The 18,957-nt window shown below is 69.2% G+C and carries 17 protein-coding genes; 12 read left to right on the forward strand and 5 right to left on the reverse strand.

The window, feature by feature from the left end; all coding sequences use genetic code 11:
* Nucleotides 1-314 precede the first annotated feature (314 nt).
* Together F3J10_RS19970 and F3J10_RS19975 are read left to right on the forward strand one after the other, a co-directional pair.
* Nucleotides 315-557: a DUF3717 domain-containing protein gene (locus tag F3J10_RS19970; RefSeq protein WP_013689375.1), complete on the forward strand. Its 243-nt coding sequence runs from the start codon at nt 315-317 to the stop codon at nt 555-557.
* Between the two features lie 190 nt (nt 558-747).
* Nucleotides 748-2,172, forward strand: coding sequence for a DHA2 family efflux MFS transporter permease subunit (locus tag F3J10_RS19975; protein ID WP_167242828.1), 1,425 nt, complete (start codon nt 748-750; stop codon nt 2,170-2,172).
* Nucleotides 2,173-2,179: 7 nt separating this feature from the next.
* On the opposite strand, the gene F3J10_RS19980 is transcribed toward F3J10_RS19975, so the two are convergent.
* The 3 genes from F3J10_RS19980 to F3J10_RS19990 all read right to left on the reverse strand — a co-directional run bounded on the left by F3J10_RS19980 (nt 2,180) and on the right by F3J10_RS19990 (nt 5,728).
* On the reverse strand, nt 2,180-2,962 hold the full coding sequence (locus F3J10_RS19980) for a 2OG-Fe(II) oxygenase (protein WP_240154765.1): 783 nt from the start codon (nt 2,960-2,962) through the stop codon (nt 2,180-2,182).
* Between the two features lie 117 nt (nt 2,963-3,079).
* Nucleotides 3,080-4,660, reverse strand: a complete 1,581-nt coding sequence (locus F3J10_RS19985) for an inorganic phosphate transporter (protein ID WP_167242829.1) — start codon at nt 4,658-4,660, stop codon at nt 3,080-3,082.
* Nucleotides 4,661-4,840: 180 nt separating this feature from the next.
* Complete coding sequence (locus tag F3J10_RS19990; RefSeq protein ID WP_167242830.1) at nt 4,841-5,728, reverse strand: DMT family transporter; 888 nt, start codon at nt 5,726-5,728, stop codon at nt 4,841-4,843.
* Nucleotides 5,729-5,912: 184 nt separating this feature from the next.
* Here F3J10_RS19990 and F3J10_RS19995 point away from each other — a divergent pair, with 184 nt between their 5' ends.
* The 10 genes from F3J10_RS19995 to F3J10_RS20040 all read left to right on the forward strand — a co-directional run bounded on the left by F3J10_RS19995 (nt 5,913) and on the right by F3J10_RS20040 (nt 16,381).
* Nucleotides 5,913-7,271, forward strand: a complete 1,359-nt coding sequence (locus tag F3J10_RS19995; protein ID WP_167242840.1) for a PLP-dependent aminotransferase family protein — start codon at nt 5,913-5,915, stop codon at nt 7,269-7,271.
* A 211-nt stretch (nt 7,272-7,482) separates the two neighbouring features.
* Nucleotides 7,483-8,757: a sugar ABC transporter substrate-binding protein gene (locus F3J10_RS20000; RefSeq protein WP_167242831.1), complete on the forward strand. Its 1,275-nt coding sequence runs from the start codon at nt 7,483-7,485 to the stop codon at nt 8,755-8,757.
* On the forward strand, nt 8,741-9,667 hold the full coding sequence (locus F3J10_RS20005) for a sugar ABC transporter permease (RefSeq protein ID WP_167242832.1): 927 nt from the start codon (nt 8,741-8,743) through the stop codon (nt 9,665-9,667). Before F3J10_RS20000 ends, F3J10_RS20005 begins: the two co-directional genes overlap by 17 nt.
* The gene (locus F3J10_RS20010) at nt 9,655-10,467 is read left to right on the forward strand and encodes a carbohydrate ABC transporter permease (protein ID WP_036029128.1); all 813 of its coding nucleotides are present in this window, start codon (nt 9,655-9,657) and stop codon (nt 10,465-10,467) included. Before F3J10_RS20005 ends, F3J10_RS20010 begins: the two co-directional genes overlap by 13 nt.
* 10 nt (nt 10,468-10,477) lie before the next feature.
* A complete protein-coding gene (locus F3J10_RS20015; RefSeq protein WP_025100729.1) occupies nt 10,478-11,512 on the forward strand; it encodes an NAD(P)-dependent alcohol dehydrogenase in 1,035 nt (344 codons plus the stop codon).
* A gap of 3 nt (nt 11,513-11,515) precedes the next feature.
* Nucleotides 11,516-12,676, forward strand: a complete 1,161-nt coding sequence (gene ugpC / locus F3J10_RS20020) for a sn-glycerol-3-phosphate ABC transporter ATP-binding protein UgpC (RefSeq protein ID WP_167242833.1) — start codon at nt 11,516-11,518, stop codon at nt 12,674-12,676.
* Nucleotides 12,677-12,724: 48 nt separating this feature from the next.
* Nucleotides 12,725-13,660 (forward strand): AraC family transcriptional regulator, encoded by a 936-nt coding sequence (locus F3J10_RS20025; protein WP_029951112.1) that lies wholly within the window; start codon nt 12,725-12,727, stop codon nt 13,658-13,660.
* On the forward strand, nt 13,657-15,120 hold the full coding sequence (xylB, locus tag F3J10_RS20030) for a xylulokinase (protein WP_167242834.1): 1,464 nt from the start codon (nt 13,657-13,659) through the stop codon (nt 15,118-15,120). Before F3J10_RS20025 ends, xylB begins: the two co-directional genes overlap by 4 nt.
* A 17-nt stretch (nt 15,121-15,137) precedes the next feature.
* Entirely contained in the window at nt 15,138-15,629 is a 492-nt protein-coding gene (locus tag F3J10_RS20035; RefSeq protein WP_167242835.1) for a hypothetical protein, read from the forward strand.
* Complete coding sequence (locus F3J10_RS20040; RefSeq protein WP_167233716.1) at nt 15,626-16,381, forward strand: SDR family oxidoreductase; 756 nt, start codon at nt 15,626-15,628, stop codon at nt 16,379-16,381. The genes F3J10_RS20035 and F3J10_RS20040 overlap by 4 nt, the downstream gene beginning before the upstream one ends.
* A gap of 69 nt (nt 16,382-16,450) precedes the next feature.
* On the opposite strand, the gene F3J10_RS20045 is transcribed toward F3J10_RS20040, so the two are convergent.
* Together F3J10_RS20045 and speB are read right to left on the reverse strand one after the other, a co-directional pair.
* Nucleotides 16,451-17,791, reverse strand: coding sequence for an MFS transporter (locus F3J10_RS20045; RefSeq protein ID WP_166913874.1), 1,341 nt, complete (start codon nt 17,789-17,791; stop codon nt 16,451-16,453).
* Nucleotides 17,792-17,843: 52 nt separating this feature from the next.
* On the reverse strand, nt 17,844-18,800 hold the full coding sequence (speB, locus tag F3J10_RS20050; protein WP_167242836.1) for an agmatinase: 957 nt from the start codon (nt 18,798-18,800) through the stop codon (nt 17,844-17,846).
* Nucleotides 18,801-18,957: the final 157 nt, after the last annotated feature.

Below are 18,957 nucleotides of genomic sequence, written 5' to 3' on the forward strand. Positions count from 1 at the left end.
GAACAGGACCGTGAAACGACTCCACGCCGATGATAGTGCGGATTGCCCGTGTGAAAGTAGGTAATCGTCAGGCTTCCCTCATGACAACCCCCGTTGCCCTAGGCAGCGGGGGTTTTGTCTTTCCAGCCGCCAGAAACTAATCCAATTCAAATCCCTTATCCCCGTCTGGATTAGTCGCGCGCGATGGTATGCTACGCGTCCCCGATGCGGAACGAATTGCATCCGCCATCCGGTCAAATTCAATTGCCCCGTCTGATTCGCGATTTATTCGCCGATTAATCGCAGCCATCAAGCGGGATAATCAGCAAGGAACCATGACTGCAACTTCCAGCGATAAGACGACCCAGCCGATTTCCATCGTGAGGATCGAATCCGCGATCAATGCATGGCGTGAAATTCATCTGCCCGCCGAGATCGACGAGGACTACGCGCTCGACAGCGCGAGCAGTTGTCTCGCTGAGGTATATGGTTCGATGATTTTCCACGGCGAATCGAGCGTCGAACTCGAGCTGCTGACGCAGGACCAGCGCGACGCGCTGCTGGCGACCGAGGTCTGAGCGTCGCCGCGCGCGGCACCTTCGTCGCGCGTTTCCCGAATTCTTGAATGAATGCAGTCCTGATGGACCCGCGTCGTCGATAAAACCCGCATCGACACGCGGGCGAAAGCTCGCGTGCGTATCATTCGGGAGTACCATCGCCGCTCGGCACGTCTCGCCGGCTCCCACCATCTTCCGCTCGATCAAGCGCATGACCGACTCCAACGTGGATCGTCGCCCGACGACAGGTTTCCTCCCGTACCTCGTGGCCGCCACGTTCTTCATGGAGTATCTCGACACGACCGTCATCGCCACCGCCTTGCCGCAGATGGCCAGGTCGTTCGGCGTCGGCCCGAATGCGCTCAGTCTCGGCATGACCGCCTACATGCTGGCGCTCGCCGTGTTCATTCCGATCAGCGGCTGGATCGCCGATCGTTTCGGCTCGCGTACCGTGTTCGGCTCCGCCATCGCCGTTTTCACCATTGCATCCGTGCTGTGCGGCATGTCCGACGGCGTCGGCACCTTCACGGCCGCGCGTCTGCTGCAGGGCATCGGAGGCGCGATGATGGTGCCGGTCGGCCGCATGATCGTGGTACGCAGCACCGACAAGGCCCAGCTGATGCGCGCCATCGCGACCATCACCTGGCCGGGCATCGTCGCTCCCGTGGTCGGGCCGCCCGTCGGCGGCTTCATCACCACCTACGCATCCTGGCGCTGGATCTTCCTGCTCAACGTGCCGCTCGGCATCGCCGCGCTCGTTTGCGTGCTGCTGCTGGTGAGGAATGAACGCGCCGAGCAAGCACGTCCGCTCGACTGGCTCGGCTTCATCCTGTCGGGCGCGACACTGACCTGCGTGCTGTGCGGCACCGAAGCGCTCGGCCAGCAGGATGCGCACTTCATGGAAGCGCTGGGCCTGATCGTGGCCGCCGTCGTGTTCGGTGCGCTCGCCTGGTGGCACGCGCAGCGCACGCCGCATCCCTTGCTCGATTTCAGCACGCTGAAGGTGCCGACCTTTTCCGTGACCGTCTTCACCGGCTCGATCACGCGGATCGCGATCAACGCGGTGCCCTACCTGCAGCCGCTGCTGTTCCAGGTCGGCTTCGGCATGTCGCCATTCCAGTCCGGCCTGCTGCTGCTGGCCAGCGCGACCGGCAATCTCGGCATGAAGGCGCTGACCTCGTGGATTCTCGACCGCTTCGGCTTCCGCCGCGTCGCGCTGGTCGACGTCACGATCGCCGGCTTCGCGACCATCGCCTGCGGCTGGCTCACGGCCTCCACGCCGCTGGTGATCACGTTGTTCGTGGTGTTCGTCTATGGCCTGTCGCGCTCGATGCAGTTCTCGACGCTGGCCACCCTGGCCTTCGCCGACGTTCCGCCGAAGCAGACCAGCGCCGCCAGCACGCTGTCGAGCGCCGCGCAGCAGATGACGATCGGCATGGGCATCGCTTTCGGCGCGATGTCGTTGCGCCTCGCCTCGCTGATGCGCGGCGACGAAACCGGCACGCACTACGTGATGGCCGATTTCCGCTGGGCCTTTCTGGCCGCCGGCGTGCTCGCGCTGCTGACGCTGCCCGGTTACGCGCGTCTCGCCGCCAATGCCGGCGATCGCCTGCGCGCGAGCATGTCGAAGACCTGAACCCGACTCACTCGGCGTCGTGGAAGATCAGGCCCAGCGTATGCCGATGTCCGCTGCGCAGCCGGCTCACGCCATGCCGCAGATTCACGCGATAGACGCCGCGCACGCCTTGCTGCGGCCGTCCATGCACGGCGAAGATCGCCGCATCGCCGCGCGCGAGCGGCACCACCTCCACGCGTGACTGCATGCGCGGCCGCTGCTCGGTCAGCACGAATTCCCCGCCGGTGAAATCCTCGCCCGGCTGGGACAGCAGGACGGCGACCTGCAGCGGAAACACGTGCTCGCCATACAGGTCCTGGTGCAGGCAGTTGTAGTCGCCATCCCCATAGCGCAGGATCAACGGCGTGGGCCTCGACTGGCCGGCCGCATGACAGCGCGCGAGAAAGGCCTCGTGCTCGGCCGGGAAGCGCGACTCGATGCCGAGCGCGCGATGCCAGTCGTTGGCGATCGGCGCGAGCGGCGCATACATCTCGCGACGCAAGCGAGCCAGCCCATCCGGCAACGGATAGGCGAAGTAGCGATACTCGCCGCGACCGAAGCCATGACGAGCCATCACCACCCGGCTTCGATAACGCGCCTCGTCGTCATAAGCGGCGATCAGCGCATCGCAGGCGCGTCGATCCAGCAGGCCTTTCACGACCGCCACGCCATGCGCGTTCAGCGCGTCGCGAATCGCGGCCCAATCGAGCGAGGCCGGCGCGAGTGCGCCGGCCAGCACCGGATCCGGATCGACCCAATCGAGCGGGGAGGGAAACGACGCCGCGCGGCGTCGCTCGGGGCAGGCAGTCATGATGGCGCTCCGCATCCATACGTCAGGGCGACCATCCTATCGACCGGCGGGGCGCGACGCGCCCCGATTCTTGCGCTGTATTTCCGCGCCGTCATGCACGGCGCCCGGCGTGCCGGATCAGAACAGCGAGTGGAACACCCAATACAGCAGGCCCGCCAGCGCGATCGAGGCCGGCAGCGTCAGCACCCAGGCCAGGATCAGGCTGCGCACGGTCGACCATTGCAGGCCCGAGCCGTTCGCCGCCATGGTGCCCGCCACGCCCGAGGACAGCACGTGGGTGGTCGACACCGGCAGCCCGTACATGTCGGCGGCGCCGATCGTGATCATCGCGACCGCCTCGGCCGAGGCGCCCTGGCCATAGGTCAGGTGCTGCTTGCCGATCTTCTCGCCGACCGTCACCACGATGCGCTTCCAGCCCACCATGGTGCCCAGGCCGAGCGCCAGCGCGACGGCCACCTTGACCCAGGTCGGGATGAACTTGGTGGCGTGATCGAGCTGCTGGCGATAGTTGTCGATCGCGGCGTGATCGTCGGCGGAGAAGGCCGGCTGCTTGGCCTTCTCCATCAGGCGGATCGCTTCCGACACCAGGTACATGGTGTTGCGCAGGTTGTCGACATCGCCTTGCGGCACGCTCGCGATCGAGCCCGTCGAGCCGACCGCGGCCGCCAGCGAGTTCGACAGTTGCTGCACGGCCGGCAGCGTTTCCGGCTTCAGCTCGCGCGTCTGCACATAGGTCTCGACCGCCTGGCGCGAGTTGGCCGGCGCCGCGATGCCGTTGGTGTACTTGCCGAAGGAGGAGGCGGCCTGGTGCGCGACGGCGATGAAGGTTTGCGACTCGGCCGGCGTGACGGCCTTGTTCAGCGCATAGGCGGTCGGCACGGTGCCGATCAGGATCAGCATGATCAGGCCCATGCCCTTCTGGCCGTCGTTCGAGCCGTGCGCGAAGGACACGCCGGTGCAGGTCAGGATCAGCAGGCAGCGGATCCAGAACGGCGGCGCCTGGTCCTTGGGCGGCTCCTTGTAGAGCGCCGGCACCTTTAGCACGGCCTTGAGGATCAGCAGCAGCAGGCCGGCGAACAGGAAGCCGACGATCGGCGAGACCAGCAGCGACTTGCCGACGCCGAGCGCCTGGCTCCAGTCCACGCCGCTGGTGCCCGAGGCGCCGTGCATCAGCTGGTTCATCAGGCCCACGCCGATGATCGAGCCGATCAGCGTGTGCGAGCTCGAGGAGGGCAGGCCGAAGTACCAGGTGGCGAGGTTCCAGACGATGGCCGCGATCAGCAGCGCGAACACCATCGCGAAGCCGGCGCCGCTGCCGACCTGCAGGATCAGCTCGACCGGCAGCAGTTGCAGGATGCCGAACGCGACCGCGCCGCTGGAGAGCAGCACCCCGGCGAAATTCCACAGCCCCGACCAGACCACGGCGACGTTCGGGGTCAGCGAATGCGTGTAGATCACGGTGGCGACCGCGTTGGCCGTGTCGTGGAAGCCGTTGACGAACTCGAAACCGAGCGCGATCAGCAGCGCCGTGCCGAGCAGCAGGTAGGGGAAGATCGAATGTTCGCCGACCGGGGCGAGGTCGGCGAGCAGGTGGCTGAGCACGTAGGCGCCACCGGCGACCAGCACGACGAAGAAGATCACCAGACCGAGATGCCGCGAGCGGCCGAGGTCGACTGAGGACGACGCAGGTTGATTCATGGCGGGCAGGGGGAGGTGGGTTGCGGGGATCGCCCGATCCTAGCGCCGCGACTTAGGCAGTTTGATGACATTGCAGGAAGCCGCCCGATGTCTTTCGTTCTGCTTTCGATTGCGGGCGATGATCGCGCCGCGCATACCGCTTGCTGCCGTGCCCCCTGGCCGCCTCGGGCGGCGTCGGCTTCAGCGCGCCGGCCGCGCCGCCGGCGCCCCCGCGAAGCGCCGCGCGCCGGCCACGCAGGCCACCACTACCGCCGTCACCACCAGCATCGAGGCCGGCACCGCCTCGTGCAGCAGCCAGGCGGCCAGCAGGAAGCCGAAGAAGGGCTGCAGCAACTGCAACTGGCCGACGCCGGCGATGCCGCCGAGCGCCAGCCCGCGATACCAGAACACGAAGCCGATCAGCATGCTGAACAGGGACACATAGGCCAGCCCCCACCAGGCCGGCGCCTCGATCGCGGCGAACGAGGCCGGCCGCATCGCGATCGCGACCGGCAGCATCAGCGGCAGCGACAGCACCAGCGCCCAGGAGATCACCTGCCAGCCGCCCAGCTTGCGCGACAGGCGCGCGCCTTCCGCGTAGCCGAGCCCGCAGACCAGGATCGCCGCCACCATCAGCAGGTCGCCCAGCGGCGAGGCGCCGATGCCGTCGCGCAGCGCGAACGCGACCACCGCCGCGCTGCCGATCGACGAAAACAGCCAGAAGGCCGCGCGCGGACGCTCGCCGCCGCGCAGCACGCCGAAGATCGCGGTCGCCAGCGGCAGCAGCCCGACGAACACGATCGCGTGCGCCGAGGTGATGTGCTGCAGCGCCAGCGCGGTCAGCAGCGGAAAGCCGACCACCACGCCGAACGCGACGATCGCCAGCGGCAGCAGGTCGACGCGCGCCGGCCGCGATTCGCGGAAGGCGAGCAGCAGGGCGATCGCCAGCAGCCCGGCGATCGCCGCGCGCGCCACCGTCAGGAACAGCGGGTCGAAGCCGTGCACGGCGATCCGCGTGGCCGGCAGCGAGCCGCTGAAGATCAGGACACCGAGGAAACCGTTCAGCCAGCCTTGGGTGGAGTTCTGCATGGCGCATCCGTCGAATGAATGGAAGGAGGAGCGTTCCAGCATCCCATGCCGGGACGTCCAGGTTAAGCTACGGATCAGCACAATCCAGGGAAACTGTACTGATCGGGGAGCCGGACAGATGGCGAGCGAAAAAGGGGTGAGGGCGGCGGAGCCCGCGGCCACGGGCAGCCGCGTCGCGCGGGTGATGGCCACGCTGCGGGCGCGGATCGCCAGTCGCAGCCTGATGCCGGGCGCGCGCGTGCCTTCGGTGCGCTCGATGGCGGAGCTGCTCGGCGTATCGAAATCGACCGTGGTCGAGGCCTATGACCGGCTGGTGGCCGAGGGCGCGCTATCGGCCCGGCGCGGCGCCGGTTTCTTCGTGGCCGGCCACGCGCCGCCGTTCGCGCTGGCCGACGTGGGCCCGAGCCTGGACCGCGAGCTCGACCCGCTGTGGCTGACGCGGCAATCGCTGGAAGCCGGCAGCGATGCGCTGAAGCCCGGCGCGGGCTGGCTGCCGGCCGCCTGGCTGCCCGACGAGGGCGTGCGCCGCGCGCTGCGGGCCGTGGCGCGCGACGCGCAGGTCGACCTGGCAGACTACGGCGCGCCGCGCGGGCTGCCGGCGCTGCGCCAGCAACTCGCGCTGCGGCTGGCGCAGCACGGCATCGAGGCGGCGGCCGACCAGTTGCTGCTGACCGACGGCGGCACCCACGCGCTCGACCTGCTGTGCCGCTTCCTGCTCGAACCGGGCGACACCGTGGTGCTCGACGATCCCTGCTACTTCAATTTCCAGGCGCTGCTGCGTGCCCATCGCGTGCGGCTGGTCAGCGTGCCCTACACCGCCAACGGGCCCGATCCGGAAGCCTTCGCGCGGGTGCTGGCCGAGCATCGCCCACGCCTCTACGTAACCAACTCGGCGATCCATAACCCGACCGGCGCGACGCTGGCGCCGGCCGTCGCGCATCGCGTGCTGATGCTGGCGGCCGAGCACGACCTGCTGATCGTCGAGGACGACATCTTCGCCGACTTCGAGATCGAGCCCGCGCCGCGGCTGGCGGCCTTCGACGGCCTGTCGCGCGTGATCGCGATCGGCAGCTTCTCGAAGACGTTGTCGGCGGCGGTGCGCTGCGGCTACATCGCCACGCGGCGCGACTGGATCGATCCGCTGATCGACCTCAAGCTCGCCACCACCTTCGGCAACGGCGGCCTCAGTTCGGCCGTGGTGCATCGCCTGCTGGTGGACGGCACCTACCGGCGCCATCTCGACGGCCTGCGCGCGCGGCTCGGCGACGCGCGCAGCGAGACCTTGCGGCAACTGACGGCGGCCGGCCTCGAGGTGCCGATCCGGCCGCGCGCGGGGATGTTCCTGTGGGCCGAGCTGCCCGAAGGGCTGGACGCGGCCGTGGTGGCGCGCCATGCGCTCGACGAGGGCGTGGTGCTGGCGCCCGGCAATGTCTTCAGCGTGTCGCGCAACGCGACGCGATACCTGCGTTTCAACGCCTCGCAGAGCAACCGGCCGGCCATCCATGCCGCGCTGCGTCGCGCGATGACGCGCGCGGCGGGCTGACATCCCGGGCATCACGCCCTGGCGCGGGACGCTGCTCCCGCATCGCCCCCATCCTTTCCCGCCGATACCCGATTGCCTCCTGCCCGCGAGGGCTGCCCAAAAAGTATCGGCGCGCCTGGCGTTTTGACGTAGTGAGCGCGCCCGCCTCGACCCTATAGTGCCCCTGCCGGTTCTGACGGCGATCCAACAAAGCAGAATCTAGGAGACACGTATGAACAAGATGCGACTCGTCGCGGCGGGCGTGCTGCTGGGCGCCTGTCTGCCGGGCATCGCGAGCGCGCAGGTCTGCAAGGTGCCGACCCTGCGGGTGCTCGCGCAGAAGAGCCTGGGCCTGTCCGTGATGGAAAAATCGCTGCCCGACTACGAGAAGCAGAGCGGCACGCACGTCGAGATCAGCTATTTCGGCGAGAGCGACCGCCGCGCGAAATCGCGCCTCGACGCTTCGACGGGCGCGGGCTCGTACCAGATCTACTACGTCGACGAGGCGAACGTCGCGGAATTCGCCTCGGCCGGCTGGATCACGCCGCTGCTCAAGTACTACCCCAAGGACTACGACTACGACGATTTCCTGCCCGGGCGCCGCGCGGTGGCCAGCTACCAGGGCGTGGCCTACTTCGCGCCGCTGATCGGCGGGGGCGATTTCCTGTTCTATCGCCGCGACCTGCTCGAGGCCGCCCACATCCCGGTGCCGAAGACGCTCGACCAGCTGGTCGCCGCGATCAAGAAGCTCAATGCGCCGCCCAGGCTGTACGGCTGGGTGGCGCGCGGCCAGCGCGGCTCCGGCATGAACGTCTGGCGCTGGGCGCCGTTCATGCTCGGCATGGGCGGCGCCTGGACCGACAAGAGCGGCCAGCCCGCCTTCAACTCGCCGGCGGCGGTGAAGGCCACCCAGCTCTACAGCGAGCTGTTCAAGTACGCCCCGCCGGGCGCGGCCACCTACGACTGGAGCAACGCGCTGGAGGCGTTCCGCTCGGGCAAGGTCGCCTTCATGATCGAGTCGACGCCGTTCGCGGACTGGATGGAGGATCCCGGCAAGTCGAGCGTGGCCGGCAAGGTCGGTTATACGCGCCCGCCCGCGCCGCTGCCCTCGGCCGCCTACGGCCACGGCTTCGCGATCTCCTCGGTGGGCGCCAAGGACGACTGCACGCGCATGGCCGCGGGCCGCTTCATCGCCTGGGCCACCAGCAAGGACCAGGAGCAGGCGCGGCTGCGCAACGGCGTGTTCAGCGACTACAACCGCAGCAGCACGATCGCCAGCCCCTACTTCAAGCAGCACGTGGTGCCGCAGATCCTGGCCGGCCTGAACGACACCAACCCGGTCACCCAGGTCACCATCTGGCGCACCCCGCAGTGGCCCGATATCGGCGACAACCTCGGCATCGCGCTGGAGCAGGTCTTCACCGGCACCCAGGCCGACGTGCAGGCCACGCTCGACGACGCCGCCCAGTACGCCAAGGACGCGCTCGAACATGGCGCTCGCAAATAAGCTCGCCGGCCGGGGGGCGGCCGTTCCCGCGCGGCGGGGCCGCGAACGCACCAGCCTGCCCTGGGTGTTCCTGGCCCCGACGCTCGCGCTGCTGGCGATCCTGAGCCTGGTGCCGACCGTCGCCGCGATCCGGCTCGCGCTCTACAACCGCGTGCTGCGCTATCCCGACAGCGAATTTGTCGGGCTGCGCAACTTCGTGCGGCTCGCCTCGGACCGGCGCTTCCTCAACGCGATCGAGGTGTCGGTGCTGTGGGAGCTGGTCACCGTCGCGGGCGCGGTGCTGGTCGGCATCGTGCTGGCGGTGTTCCTGTTCGAGCGCGTGCATGGCCGCTGGCGCCGGCTCGCCGCGCTGGTGCTGATCATGCCGGTGCTGCTGCCGCGCGTGTCGGCGGCCTTCATCTGGAAGTTCATGTACGCGCCGCTCACCGGCATCCTGAGCTGGCTGCTCGGCACGCTCGGCGTCGACAACACCGCCTTCCTGGCCGATCCGCACTTCGCGCTCTACGCGGTCGCGCTGGTCGACGTCTGGCAATGGGGGCTGTTCTTCGCGGTGGTGATCCTCAAGCTGCTGGAGACGCTGCCGCCCGAGCCGCTGGAGGCGGCGCGGCTCGACTACGCGTCCACCTGGCAGGTGCATGCCTATATCGCGCTGCCGATGCTCAAGGCGCCGCTGGTGAGCCTGGTGTTCATCAAGATGGTCGAATCGCTGCGCTCGTTCGACCTGATCTACGTGATGACCAAGGGCGGTCCCGGCATCAGCACCGAGACGCTCGACCTCTATGCCTACCAGCAGGGCATCGGGCTGGCCGGCAAGGTGTCCTATGCATCGAGCATGGCGGTGCTGATGATGGTCGCCACCACCCTGGTCTTCACGCTCATCTGGAAGAGGGTCAACAAATGGGACGACTGATTTCCCGCGGCGGCACCGTCGCGATCGGCGGCCTGATCCTGCTGGTGGCCGCGTTCCCGCTGTTCTGGGCGGTGCTCAATTCGCTCAAGCACCTGCTCGACATCGTCACGCCCACGCCGCGTTTCCTGTTCGTGCCGACGCTGGCCAACTATCGCCAGGTGCTGTCGAGCCCGGAGGTGATGATCGGCCTGGGCAACAGCATCGCCATCGTCGGCGCCTCGGTCGCGCTCGGCGCGCTGCTCGGCGTGCCGGCGGCCTATGCGATCGCGCGCTACCCGGTGCGCGGCAAGCGCGATATCCAGTTCTTCCTGCTCTCGCTGCGCTTCCTGCCGCCGGTGGCGATCGCCGTGCCGCTGATCGCGATCTGGGTCGACCTGGGCCTCTACGACACCAAGCTGTCGATGATCGTCACCTACCTGCTGGTCACGCTGTCGACCATCACCTGGCTGTCGATCCCGGTGTTCCGCCGCCTGCCGCGCGAGATCGAGGAAGCCGCCGCGCTCGACGGCTACGGCCCCTACGCGGTGTTCTGGCATATCGCGCTGCCGGTCTGCGCCAACACGCTGCTGGGCGGCGTGGTGTTCAGCTTCGTGCTGGTCTGGAACGAACTGATGATCGCGCTCGCGCTGACCTCGTCGCGCAGCGCCACCTTGCCGGTGGTCGCCTCGGCGTTCACCTCGCTGGGCCAGGAGGTGCCGTGGGGCGTGATCAATGCCTCGACGGTCCTGCTGGCGCTGCCGCCGCTGGTCTTCGTCGGCATGCTCAGCCGCCTGCTCAATTCGATGGTCAAGGGAAAATAAGGAGGATGCCTTGAAAGCGCTCGTACTCGAACGCACGCGCGAACTCGCGCTGCGCGACATCGACCTGCCGCTGGAGATGGGACCGGGCGATGTCCGGATCAAGATACACACGGTCGGCGTGTGCGGCAGCGACGTTCATTACTACACGCACGGCGGGATCGGCCCGTTCCGCGTGGACGCGCCGATGGTGCTCGGCCACGAGGCCTCCGGCGTGGTGGTGGAGGTGGGCGCCGAGGTCACGCAGTTGCGCGTGGGCGATCGCGTCTGCATGGAGCCCGGCGTGCCGCGGCTCGATTCGCCGGCCACGCTGCGCGGCCTCTACAACCTCGATCCCGCCGTGCGCTTCTGGGCCACGCCGCCGGTGCACGGGTGCCTCGCGCCCTACGTGGTGCATCCGGCGGCCTTCACCTACCGCCTGCCCGACAACGTCTCGTTCGCCGAGGGCGCGATCGTCGAGCCGCTGTCGATCGGCCTGCAGGCCGCCAAGAAGGCGGCCATGAAGCCCGGCGACATCGCGGTGGTGATCGGCGCCGGCACGATCGGCGCGATGACCGCGCTGGCCGCGCTGGCGGGCGGCGCCGCGCGCGTGATCCTGGCCGACCTGGTGCCCGACAAGCTCGCGCTGTTCGCCGGCAATCCGGCGGTCACCCCGGTCGAGGTCGGCACGCAGTCGCTGGCCGCGACGGTGGCCGAGCTGACCGGCGGCTGGGGCGCCGACGTGGTGTTCGAGGCCAGCGGCAGCGCCCGCGCCTACGCCGGCCTGGTCGAGCTGATTTGCCCCGGCGGCTGCGCGGTGCTGGTCGGCATGCCGCTCGAGGCGGTGCCGCTCGACGTGGTCGCGCTGCAGGCCCGCGAAGCGCGCATCGAATCGGTGTTCCGCTACGCCAACATCTTCCCGCGCGCGCTCGCGCTGATCGCCTCCGGGGCGATCGACGTGAAGCCGTTCATCTCGCGGACCTTCCCGTTCTCGGACGGCATCCGCGCCTTCGAGGAAGCCGCGAGCGCCCATCCGCGCGACGTGAAGATTCAGATCGAAATGGATTGAACCATGGCACGTATCGTCTGCAAGGCCTTGTCGAAGCGCTACGAGGGCGGCCCCGCCGTCCTGCATCCGCTCGACCTCGAGATCGCCGACGGCGAGTTCATCGTGCTGCTCGGGCCCTCCGGTTGCGGCAAGTCGACCATGCTGCGCATGATCGCGGGGCTGGAGGCGATCAGCGACGGCGAGCTGGTGATCGGCAATGCCGTGGTCAACGAGCTGCCCTCGCGCGAGCGCAACGTCGCGATGGTGTTCCAGAACTACGCGCTGTATCCGCACATGTCGGTCTACGACAACATCGCCTTCGGGCTGCGGCGCCTGAAGGTGCCGGCCGGCGAGATCGACCGCCGGGTGCGCGAGGTGGCCGGCATCCTGGGGCTGGACGCCTTGCTCGATCGCCGGCCGCGCGCGATGTCCGGCGGCCAGCAGCAGCGCGCGGCGATCGCGCGCGCGATGATCAAGACGCCCGCGGTGTTCCTGTTCGACGAGCCGCTGTCGAACCTCGACGCCAAGCTGCGTACCCAGTTGCGCGGCGACATCAAGCGCCTGCATCGGCGGCTCGCCACCACCACGCTCTACGTGACGCACGACCAGCTCGAGGCGATGACGCTGGCCGATCGCATCGTGCTGATGCGCGGCGGCCATATCGAGCAGATCGGCTCGCCGGCCGAACTCTATGCAATGCCGCGCACGGTGTTCGCGGCGAGCTTCGTCGGCACGCCCGCCATGAACTTCGCCGACGGCACGATCGAGCGCGACGGCAATCGCGTCGTGCTGGCCTGCAACGGCGCGCGCTGGCCGCTGTCGGCCCGGCGGCTGGCCGGGTTGTGCGGTTTGGGCGAGGGCCAGGCGGTGAAGGTGGCGATCCGCCCCAACCATCTGCGGCTGGCCGATGGCGGCACGCCGGCCGAGGGCATGGGCCTGGCCGGCACGGTGGAGCTGGTCGAGCTGCTCGGCGCCGAGGCGCTGGTCACCTTCGACTGGCAGGGCCAGTCGTGGGCGGCCCTCGTGCCGGCCCCGATGGCTCCCACGCCGGGCGACGTGCTAGCGTTGCGCTTCGACGAGGAGGCGCTGCACCTGTTCGACGCCGGCACCGAGCGCAACCTGGCGCTGCCGGAGGCGAGCCGCGAGGCGCACGCGGCCGGGCCGGCGCTGGCCGCGGCGGGTTGACCGGCTCCCGTCCATGGCACGCCGGCGCAACCGCAGACGGAGCAGCACATGAATCCGGATCTCGAGATCGTCCCCAGCCACCAGGACAGCGCGTTTCGCGCCTGGGTGCACGACTACCCGCACGCGGTCGCGAAGTGGCACTTCCATCCCGAGTACGAGATTCACCTGATCCGCTCATCGCGGGGCAAGGTCTTCGTGGGCGACCACATCGGCGATTTCGGCCCGGGCAACCTGATCGTGACCGGGCCGAACCTGCCCCACAACTGGGTCAGCGAGCTGGCCGAGGGCGAGCGGGTGCCGTCGCGCGACGTGGTGCTGCAATTCTCGCGCGACGCGATCGACAAGATGGTCGACACCTTCGGCGAACTGCAGCCGGTGAGCGCGCTGGTCGACGAGGCCGCGCGCGGCGTGCAGTTTCCCGATCGCGTCGGGCAGGCGGTGGCGCCGCTGATGCTCGAGCTCGCGAATGCGCACGGCTGCCGGCGCATCGAGATCCTGATGTCGCTGTTCGACCGGCTGTCCTCCTGCCGCGAGCGGCGCGTGCTGGCCGGCCCCGGCTACCGGATCGACGCGCAGCACTACATGTCCTCGACCCTCAACCAGGTGCTGTCCTACCTGCGCCAGAACCTGCCCGGCGTGCTGCGCGAGGCCGACGTGGCCGAATTCGCCGGCATGAGCGTGAGCACCTTCACGCGCTTCTTCCGCCGCCAGACGGGCTCGACCTTCGTGCGCTACCTGAACCGGCTGCGCATCAACGAGGCCTGCGAGCTGCTGATGTTCTCCGAGCTGAGCATCACCGACATCTGCTATCGCGTCGGCTTCAACAACCTGTCGAATTTCAATCGGCAGTTCCTCGCCATGAAGCAGGTGCCGCCCTCGAAGTTCCGCGACCTGCATCGGCTCAATACACCGTACAGCCGCGACGAGGCGCCGGACCTGCCGCGTCCGCCGCGGCGCTCTCCAGACAGGACACTGCATCCGTGACTTTCCTCGGCATCGATCTCGGCACCTCCGAGGTCAAGCTTCTCCTCACCGACGCCGATTCCGTGCCGCTCGCGACCGGCTCGGCCCCGCTGTCGCTCGACCGGCCGCATCCGCATTGGTCGGAACAGAGCCCGCAGGCCTGGTGGCATGCGATGCTCGACGCGATCGCCGCGGTGCGGGCCGCGCATCCGGCCGGTTTCGCCGCGCTGCGCGGCATCGCGCTGTCGGGGCAGATGCATGGCGCGACCCTGCTCGACCGCGCCGGGCAGGTGCTGCGCCCGGCGATGCTGTGGAACGACACGCGCGCCGGCGCCGAATGCGTCGAGCTCGAGGCGCTGGTGCCCGAGTCGCGCGCCATCACCGGCAACATGGCGATGCCCGGCTTCACCGCGCCCAAGCTGCTGTGGCTCGCCAAGTACGAGCCGACCGTGTTCCGCGCGATCCACAAGGTGCTGCTGCCCAAGGACTACCTGATCTGGCGCCTGTCGGGCGAGTTCGTCTCCGACCTGTCGGACGCGTCGGGCACCTTGTGGCTGGACTGCGCGCGTCGCGAATGGTCGGGGCGCATGCTGGCCGCCAGCGACCTGTCGGTCGAGCAGATGCCCAGGCTGGTCGAGGGCAATGCCGCGGCCGCGCAGCTGCGCGACAGCCTGCGGCGCGAGTGGGGCATCGCCGGGCCCGTCACGATCGCCGGCGGCGCGGGCGACAACGCGGCTTCGGCGATCGGCATGGGCGTGACCGGGGCCGGCGGCGGTTTCCTGTCGCTCGGCACCTCGGGCGTGCTGTTCGCCGGTAACGAGCGTTTCGCGCCGAACCCCGATGCCGCCGTGCACGCCTTCTGCCACTGCCTGCCGGGGCGCTGGCACCAGATGAGCGTGATCCTGTCGGCCGCCGCCAGCCTCGACTGGCTGGCGCGCGCGCAGGGCGGCAGCGCCGCCGAGCTGGCGGCGCGTGCCGAACGCGCCGCGGCCGCCCGCGCGCCGATCTTCCTGCCTTACCTGGGCGGCGAGCGCACGCCGCACAACGACGCCCACGCGCGCGGCGTATTCTTCGGGATGACGAACGAACATGGCGCCGAGGACCTGGCCTACGCGGTGATGGAGGGCGTGGCCTTCGCGATGGCCGACGGCCACGATGCGTTGCGCGCGGCCGGCACCGAACTCGAGGCCGTGTCCTTCATCGGCGGCGGCTCGCGCAGCGCGTTCTGGGCGCGGCTGTGCGCCAACGCGACCGGCATCGCCATGCATCGGCACGCGGACGGCGCGGTCGGCGCGGCGCTGGGCGCGGCCCGGCTCGCGCGGCTGGCCGCCACCGACGACACCTTGTCGGCGGTCTGCGTGGCGCCGCCGATCGCCCAGACGATCCGGCCCGACCGCGGCGCCGAGCTGCTGGCGCCGCGGCTCGCGCGCTACCGGCGCCTGTACCGGCTGCTGCGCGAGGAATTCGCGCGCGGCGACTGATCAAGCGGCGAAGCGTCATGAAGCGGAAACCTCGCCGGGCGGCGAACCCCGCGCTGGCGCGGCTGAATCATCTGCCGCTGCCGGCGCCCTATGTCAGGCAGGCCTCGCTGGCCAATCACCTGGCCTTCGAGGCCTGCTGCGCGGCAGCCGGCAATCGGCACGCGCTGAACCGGATGAGCGGCATGCTCTATCTCGGTTACCTGATCTGGGAAGCCGAGGGCGAGCCCGGGCCGGCCGATTGCTTCCATGCCGCCGAGGCGGTGCTCGACGCGGCCGTGCAGCGCGCCGAGGGCTCCAGCATCTGGCGGCTCGAACCGCCAGATCGCGCCGCGCTGACCGGCCTGCTGTGCCTGCACGACGCGCAGCTCGCCACGATCCCGACCCGCGTCTACCTGGGCGCGATGAGCCGGCTCGAACGTCTGCTGCACGATGGCGAGCCGATGTCCCCGCTGCCGGAGCGAGGGCAGGCAAACGGCCTTTCCGGCGATCCAGGCAGGAGGCAATCATGAAGACGGCATTCGATTTTCGGAACCGGCGCGTGCTCGTGACGGGCGCATCGAGCGGGATCGGCCAGGCCTGCGTCGAGGCGCTGGCGCAGGCGGGCGCGCAGGTGGTGGCGGCAGCCCGCAATGGGCAGGCGCTGGACGCCCTGGCGGCGCGCACCGGTTGCGACACGCTGCGGCTCGATGTCGGTGCCGACGAGCGCGCCATCGACGCGGCGCTCGCGCCGCTGGCCGGCTTCGACGGCCTGGTCAATTGCGCGGGGATCGCCTCGCTCGAGACGGCGCTCGAGGTGAGCGCTGCCAGCTTCGATACGGTGATGGCGGTGAATGCGCGCGGGGCGGCGCTGGTGGCGCGTGCCGTGGCACGCGGGATGCTGGAGCGGGAACGCCGGCCCGATCGCGGGCGCGGCAGCATCGTCAATGTCTCGAGCCAGGCCGCGCTGGTCGGGCTGCCGGCACATTTGAGCTACTGCGCCTCGAAGGCCGCGCTCGACGCGATCACGCGCGTGCTGTGCCTGGAACTGGGCCCGCAAGGGATTCGCGTCAACAGCGTCAATCCGACCGTGACGCTCACGCCGATGGCGCAGTTCGCCTGGAGCGATCCGGCCAGGCGCGCGCCGATGCTGGCGGCGATCCCGCTGGGGCGTTTCGCCGAGCCGGCCGAGGTGGTGGCGCCGATCCTGTTCCTGCTCAGCGATGCGGCCGCGATGATCAGCGGCGTCTCGCTGCCGGTGGACGGCGGTTATACCGCTTGCTGAGATACGAGCGGCGCGCGCCGCCGGCCCGATTCCGCCTGAGCCGGCCCGCGCGCGCCGTGCGTGATGGGGCTATCGCGCCGCGGTCGCCGCGCGCAGCTCGCCCTTGCCGACGTGCTCGTGCAGGCCACGATCGAGCCGCCCGGCATCGCCGCGCCGCACGATCTTCAGCACGCAGAAGCCCGACAACAGCGCCGCCGCCGTGTACTGCAGCGCGAGCGGCCACCATTGCGGGGCGCTGTTCTGCGCGATCACGGTGGCGACCAGCGGCGTCAGGCCGCCGGCCAGCGCGCCGCAGACCTGGTACGAGATCGAGATCGCCGTGTAGCGGATCCGCGCCGCGAACATGCCGCTGACGAAGCCCGCCACCACCGCGTAGTAACCCGATTCGGCCAGCGTCGCGAGGCCGATGCCGAGCGTGATGCTCAGCGGCGTGCCGGCATGCACCAGCGGCAGCATGACGAAGGGCACCACGGCGGCCCAGGCGGCCGTGGCCAGCAGCACGCGATTGGTGCCGAAGCGCTGCGCCACCCAGGCCGCGCCGAGTTGCACCACGAACTGCAGGCCCGCCACGATGGTCATGCAATGCAGCACCATCGAGCGATCCAGCGACAGGAACTGGGTCGCGTAGCTGATCATGAAGATGTTGCTGAAATAGACGCCGGCGATGCCGTAGACGTTCGCGCCGATCGCGAGCAACAGCAGCGGCCACTGGCGCAGCGCCTCGCGCACCGGGTTGGCCGCCATCTCGCCGCTCGCCTTGACCTCGATGAACTCGGGCGACTCCGACACGCTCGCGCGAATCGCGAAGCCCACCACCAGCAGCACCGCGCTGGCCAGGAAGGGCAGGCGCCAGCCCCAGCTCATCAGGTCTTCCTTCGGCAAGGTGCTGATCGCGCCGAAGGCCACCATCGACAGGATCAGGCCGCTGGCGCTGCCCAGTTGCGCGAACGAGGCGAAGAAGGTGCGCTTGCCTTCCGGCGCGTGCTCGCCGGCCAGCAGCACCGCGCCGCCCCATTCGCCGCCCACCGCGATGCCCTGCAGCACGCGCATCAGCACCAGCAGCACCGGCGCCAGCGCGCCGGCCTGCGCGTAGGTCGGCAGCAGGCCGATCGCCACCGTGGCGATGGCCATCAGCAGCAGGGTGGCCAGCAGCGAGCGCTTGCGGCCGTAGCGATCGCCGAGATAGCCGAACAGCAGGCCACCGAGCGGGCGCGCGAAGAAGCCCACCGCGAACGAGCCGAACGAGGCGAGCAGGCTGACGAGACGGCTTTCGCCGGGGAAGAACAGCGGGCCGAACACGATGGCGGCCGCCGTGGCGTAGCTGTAGAAGTCGTACCACTCGATGGTGGTGCCGACGAACGACGCGAGTGCCGCCCGCCGAGGTTGCCTGACCGGCGTTTGCGTGTGCATCTTGACATCTCCTCCTGGTTCTTCTGGTGCTGGCTGGTGCGGCGCTGACCGGTCAGTCGCGATACCTGACGCCGGGGAACGCGCAGAGCAGTTCGTAGGCGATGTTCGCGCCGAGCAGCGCGGTGGTGCCGAACGGATCGTAGGGCGGGGCCACTTCCACCAGGTCGGCGCCGACGATGTTCAGGCCGTAGGTACCCCGAACGATCTCGAGCGCCTGCGGCACGGTCAGGCCGGCGATCTCGGGCGTGCCGGTGCCGGGCGCGTAGGCCGGGTCGATGCCGTCGATGTCGAAGCTGATGTAGACCGGCGTGTCGCCGATCTGCTCGCGCACCTCGCGCATCAGCGGTGCCAGCGACTGGTTCCAGCAGGCCTCGGCCTGCACCACGCGAAAGCCCTGCTGGCGGCACCAGTCGAAATCCTCGGCGGCGTAGCCGGTGCCGCGCAGGCCGATCTGCACCACCCGGTCGGTGGCCAGCAGGCCTTCCTCGACGGCGCGGCGGAACGGCGTGCCGTGCGCGATCTTCTCGCCCATCATGGTGTCGTTGACGTCGGCGTGCGCATCGACGTGGATCAATGCGACCTTGCCGTGCTTGCGGTGGATCGCGCGCAGGATCGGCAGCGCGATGGTGTGGTCGCCGCCGAGCGTGATCGGCTTGCAGTCGTGCGCGAGGATCGCGTCGTAGGCCGCCTCGATGCGGGCGATCGAGTCGTGCAGGTTGTAGGGGTTGATCGCCACGTCGCCGACGTCGGCGATGCGCAGCGAATCGAAGGGCGCCGCGCGCGTGGCCATGTTGTAGGGGCGCAGCAGCACCGATTCCGAGCGGATCTGGCGCGGGCCGAAGCGCGCGCCGGTGCGGTTCGAGGTGCCCAGGTCGAAGGGCACGCCGACGAAGCAGACGTCGAGGCCGGCCGCGTCCTGCACGTGCGGCAGGCGCATCATGGTGGCGATGCCGCCGCTGCGCGGCATTTCGTTGCCGCCGAGCGGCTGGAAGTAGCGGGAATCGTTCATGGGGAGCTGTCTCGTTGATTCTGTTTCGTGTGGATCGATAGCCGCCGTATCATTCGACGCGGCGCGACGCACAGTTGTACGCGCTTTGCCGGGCTGGAAAAATGCCAAGGTTTCGACGTCAACATCGATCGGAATCGATGTAAACAAGGGGAGTCAT

This window comes from Burkholderia sp. Cy-637 (assembly GCF_011753175.1).
Classification (GTDB): Bacteria; Pseudomonadota; Gammaproteobacteria; order Burkholderiales; family Burkholderiaceae; genus Burkholderia; species Burkholderia gladioli.

Bases quoted from the DNA above. Each gene is read 5' to 3' on its own strand.
- F3J10_RS20005 (WP_167242832.1), top strand. From the start codon at position 8,741: ATGGCGCTCGCAAATAAGCTCGCCGGCCGGGGGGCGGCCGTTCCCGCG.
- F3J10_RS19970 (WP_013689375.1), top strand. From the start codon at position 315: ATGACTGCAACTTCCAGCGATAAGACGACCCAGCCGATTTCCATCGTG.
- F3J10_RS20040 (WP_167233716.1), top strand. From the start codon at position 15,626: ATGAAGACGGCATTCGATTTTCGGAACCGGCGCGTGCTCGTGACGGGC.
- F3J10_RS19995 (WP_167242840.1), top strand. From the start codon at position 5,913: ATGGCCACGCTGCGGGCGCGGATCGCCAGTCGCAGCCTGATGCCGGGC.
- ugpC (WP_167242833.1), top strand. From the start codon at position 11,516: ATGGCACGTATCGTCTGCAAGGCCTTGTCGAAGCGCTACGAGGGCGGC.
- F3J10_RS20025 (WP_029951112.1), top strand. From the start codon at position 12,725: ATGAATCCGGATCTCGAGATCGTCCCCAGCCACCAGGACAGCGCGTTT.
- F3J10_RS20010 (WP_036029128.1), top strand. From the start codon at position 9,655: ATGGGACGACTGATTTCCCGCGGCGGCACCGTCGCGATCGGCGGCCTG.
- F3J10_RS19980 (WP_240154765.1), bottom strand. From the start codon at position 2,962: ATGACTGCCTGCCCCGAGCGACGCCGCGCGGCGTCGTTTCCCTCCCCG.
- F3J10_RS19985 (WP_167242829.1), bottom strand. From the start codon at position 4,660: ATGAATCAACCTGCGTCGTCCTCAGTCGACCTCGGCCGCTCGCGGCAT.
- F3J10_RS20045 (WP_166913874.1), bottom strand. From the start codon at position 17,791: ATGCACACGCAAACGCCGGTCAGGCAACCTCGGCGGGCGGCACTCGCG.
- F3J10_RS20035 (WP_167242835.1), top strand. From the start codon at position 15,138: ATGAAGCGGAAACCTCGCCGGGCGGCGAACCCCGCGCTGGCGCGGCTG.
- F3J10_RS19975 (WP_167242828.1), top strand. From the start codon at position 748: ATGACCGACTCCAACGTGGATCGTCGCCCGACGACAGGTTTCCTCCCG.
- speB (WP_167242836.1), bottom strand. From the start codon at position 18,800: ATGAACGATTCCCGCTACTTCCAGCCGCTCGGCGGCAACGAAATGCCG.
- F3J10_RS19990 (WP_167242830.1), bottom strand. From the start codon at position 5,728: ATGCAGAACTCCACCCAAGGCTGGCTGAACGGTTTCCTCGGTGTCCTG.
- F3J10_RS20000 (WP_167242831.1), top strand. From the start codon at position 7,483: ATGAACAAGATGCGACTCGTCGCGGCGGGCGTGCTGCTGGGCGCCTGT.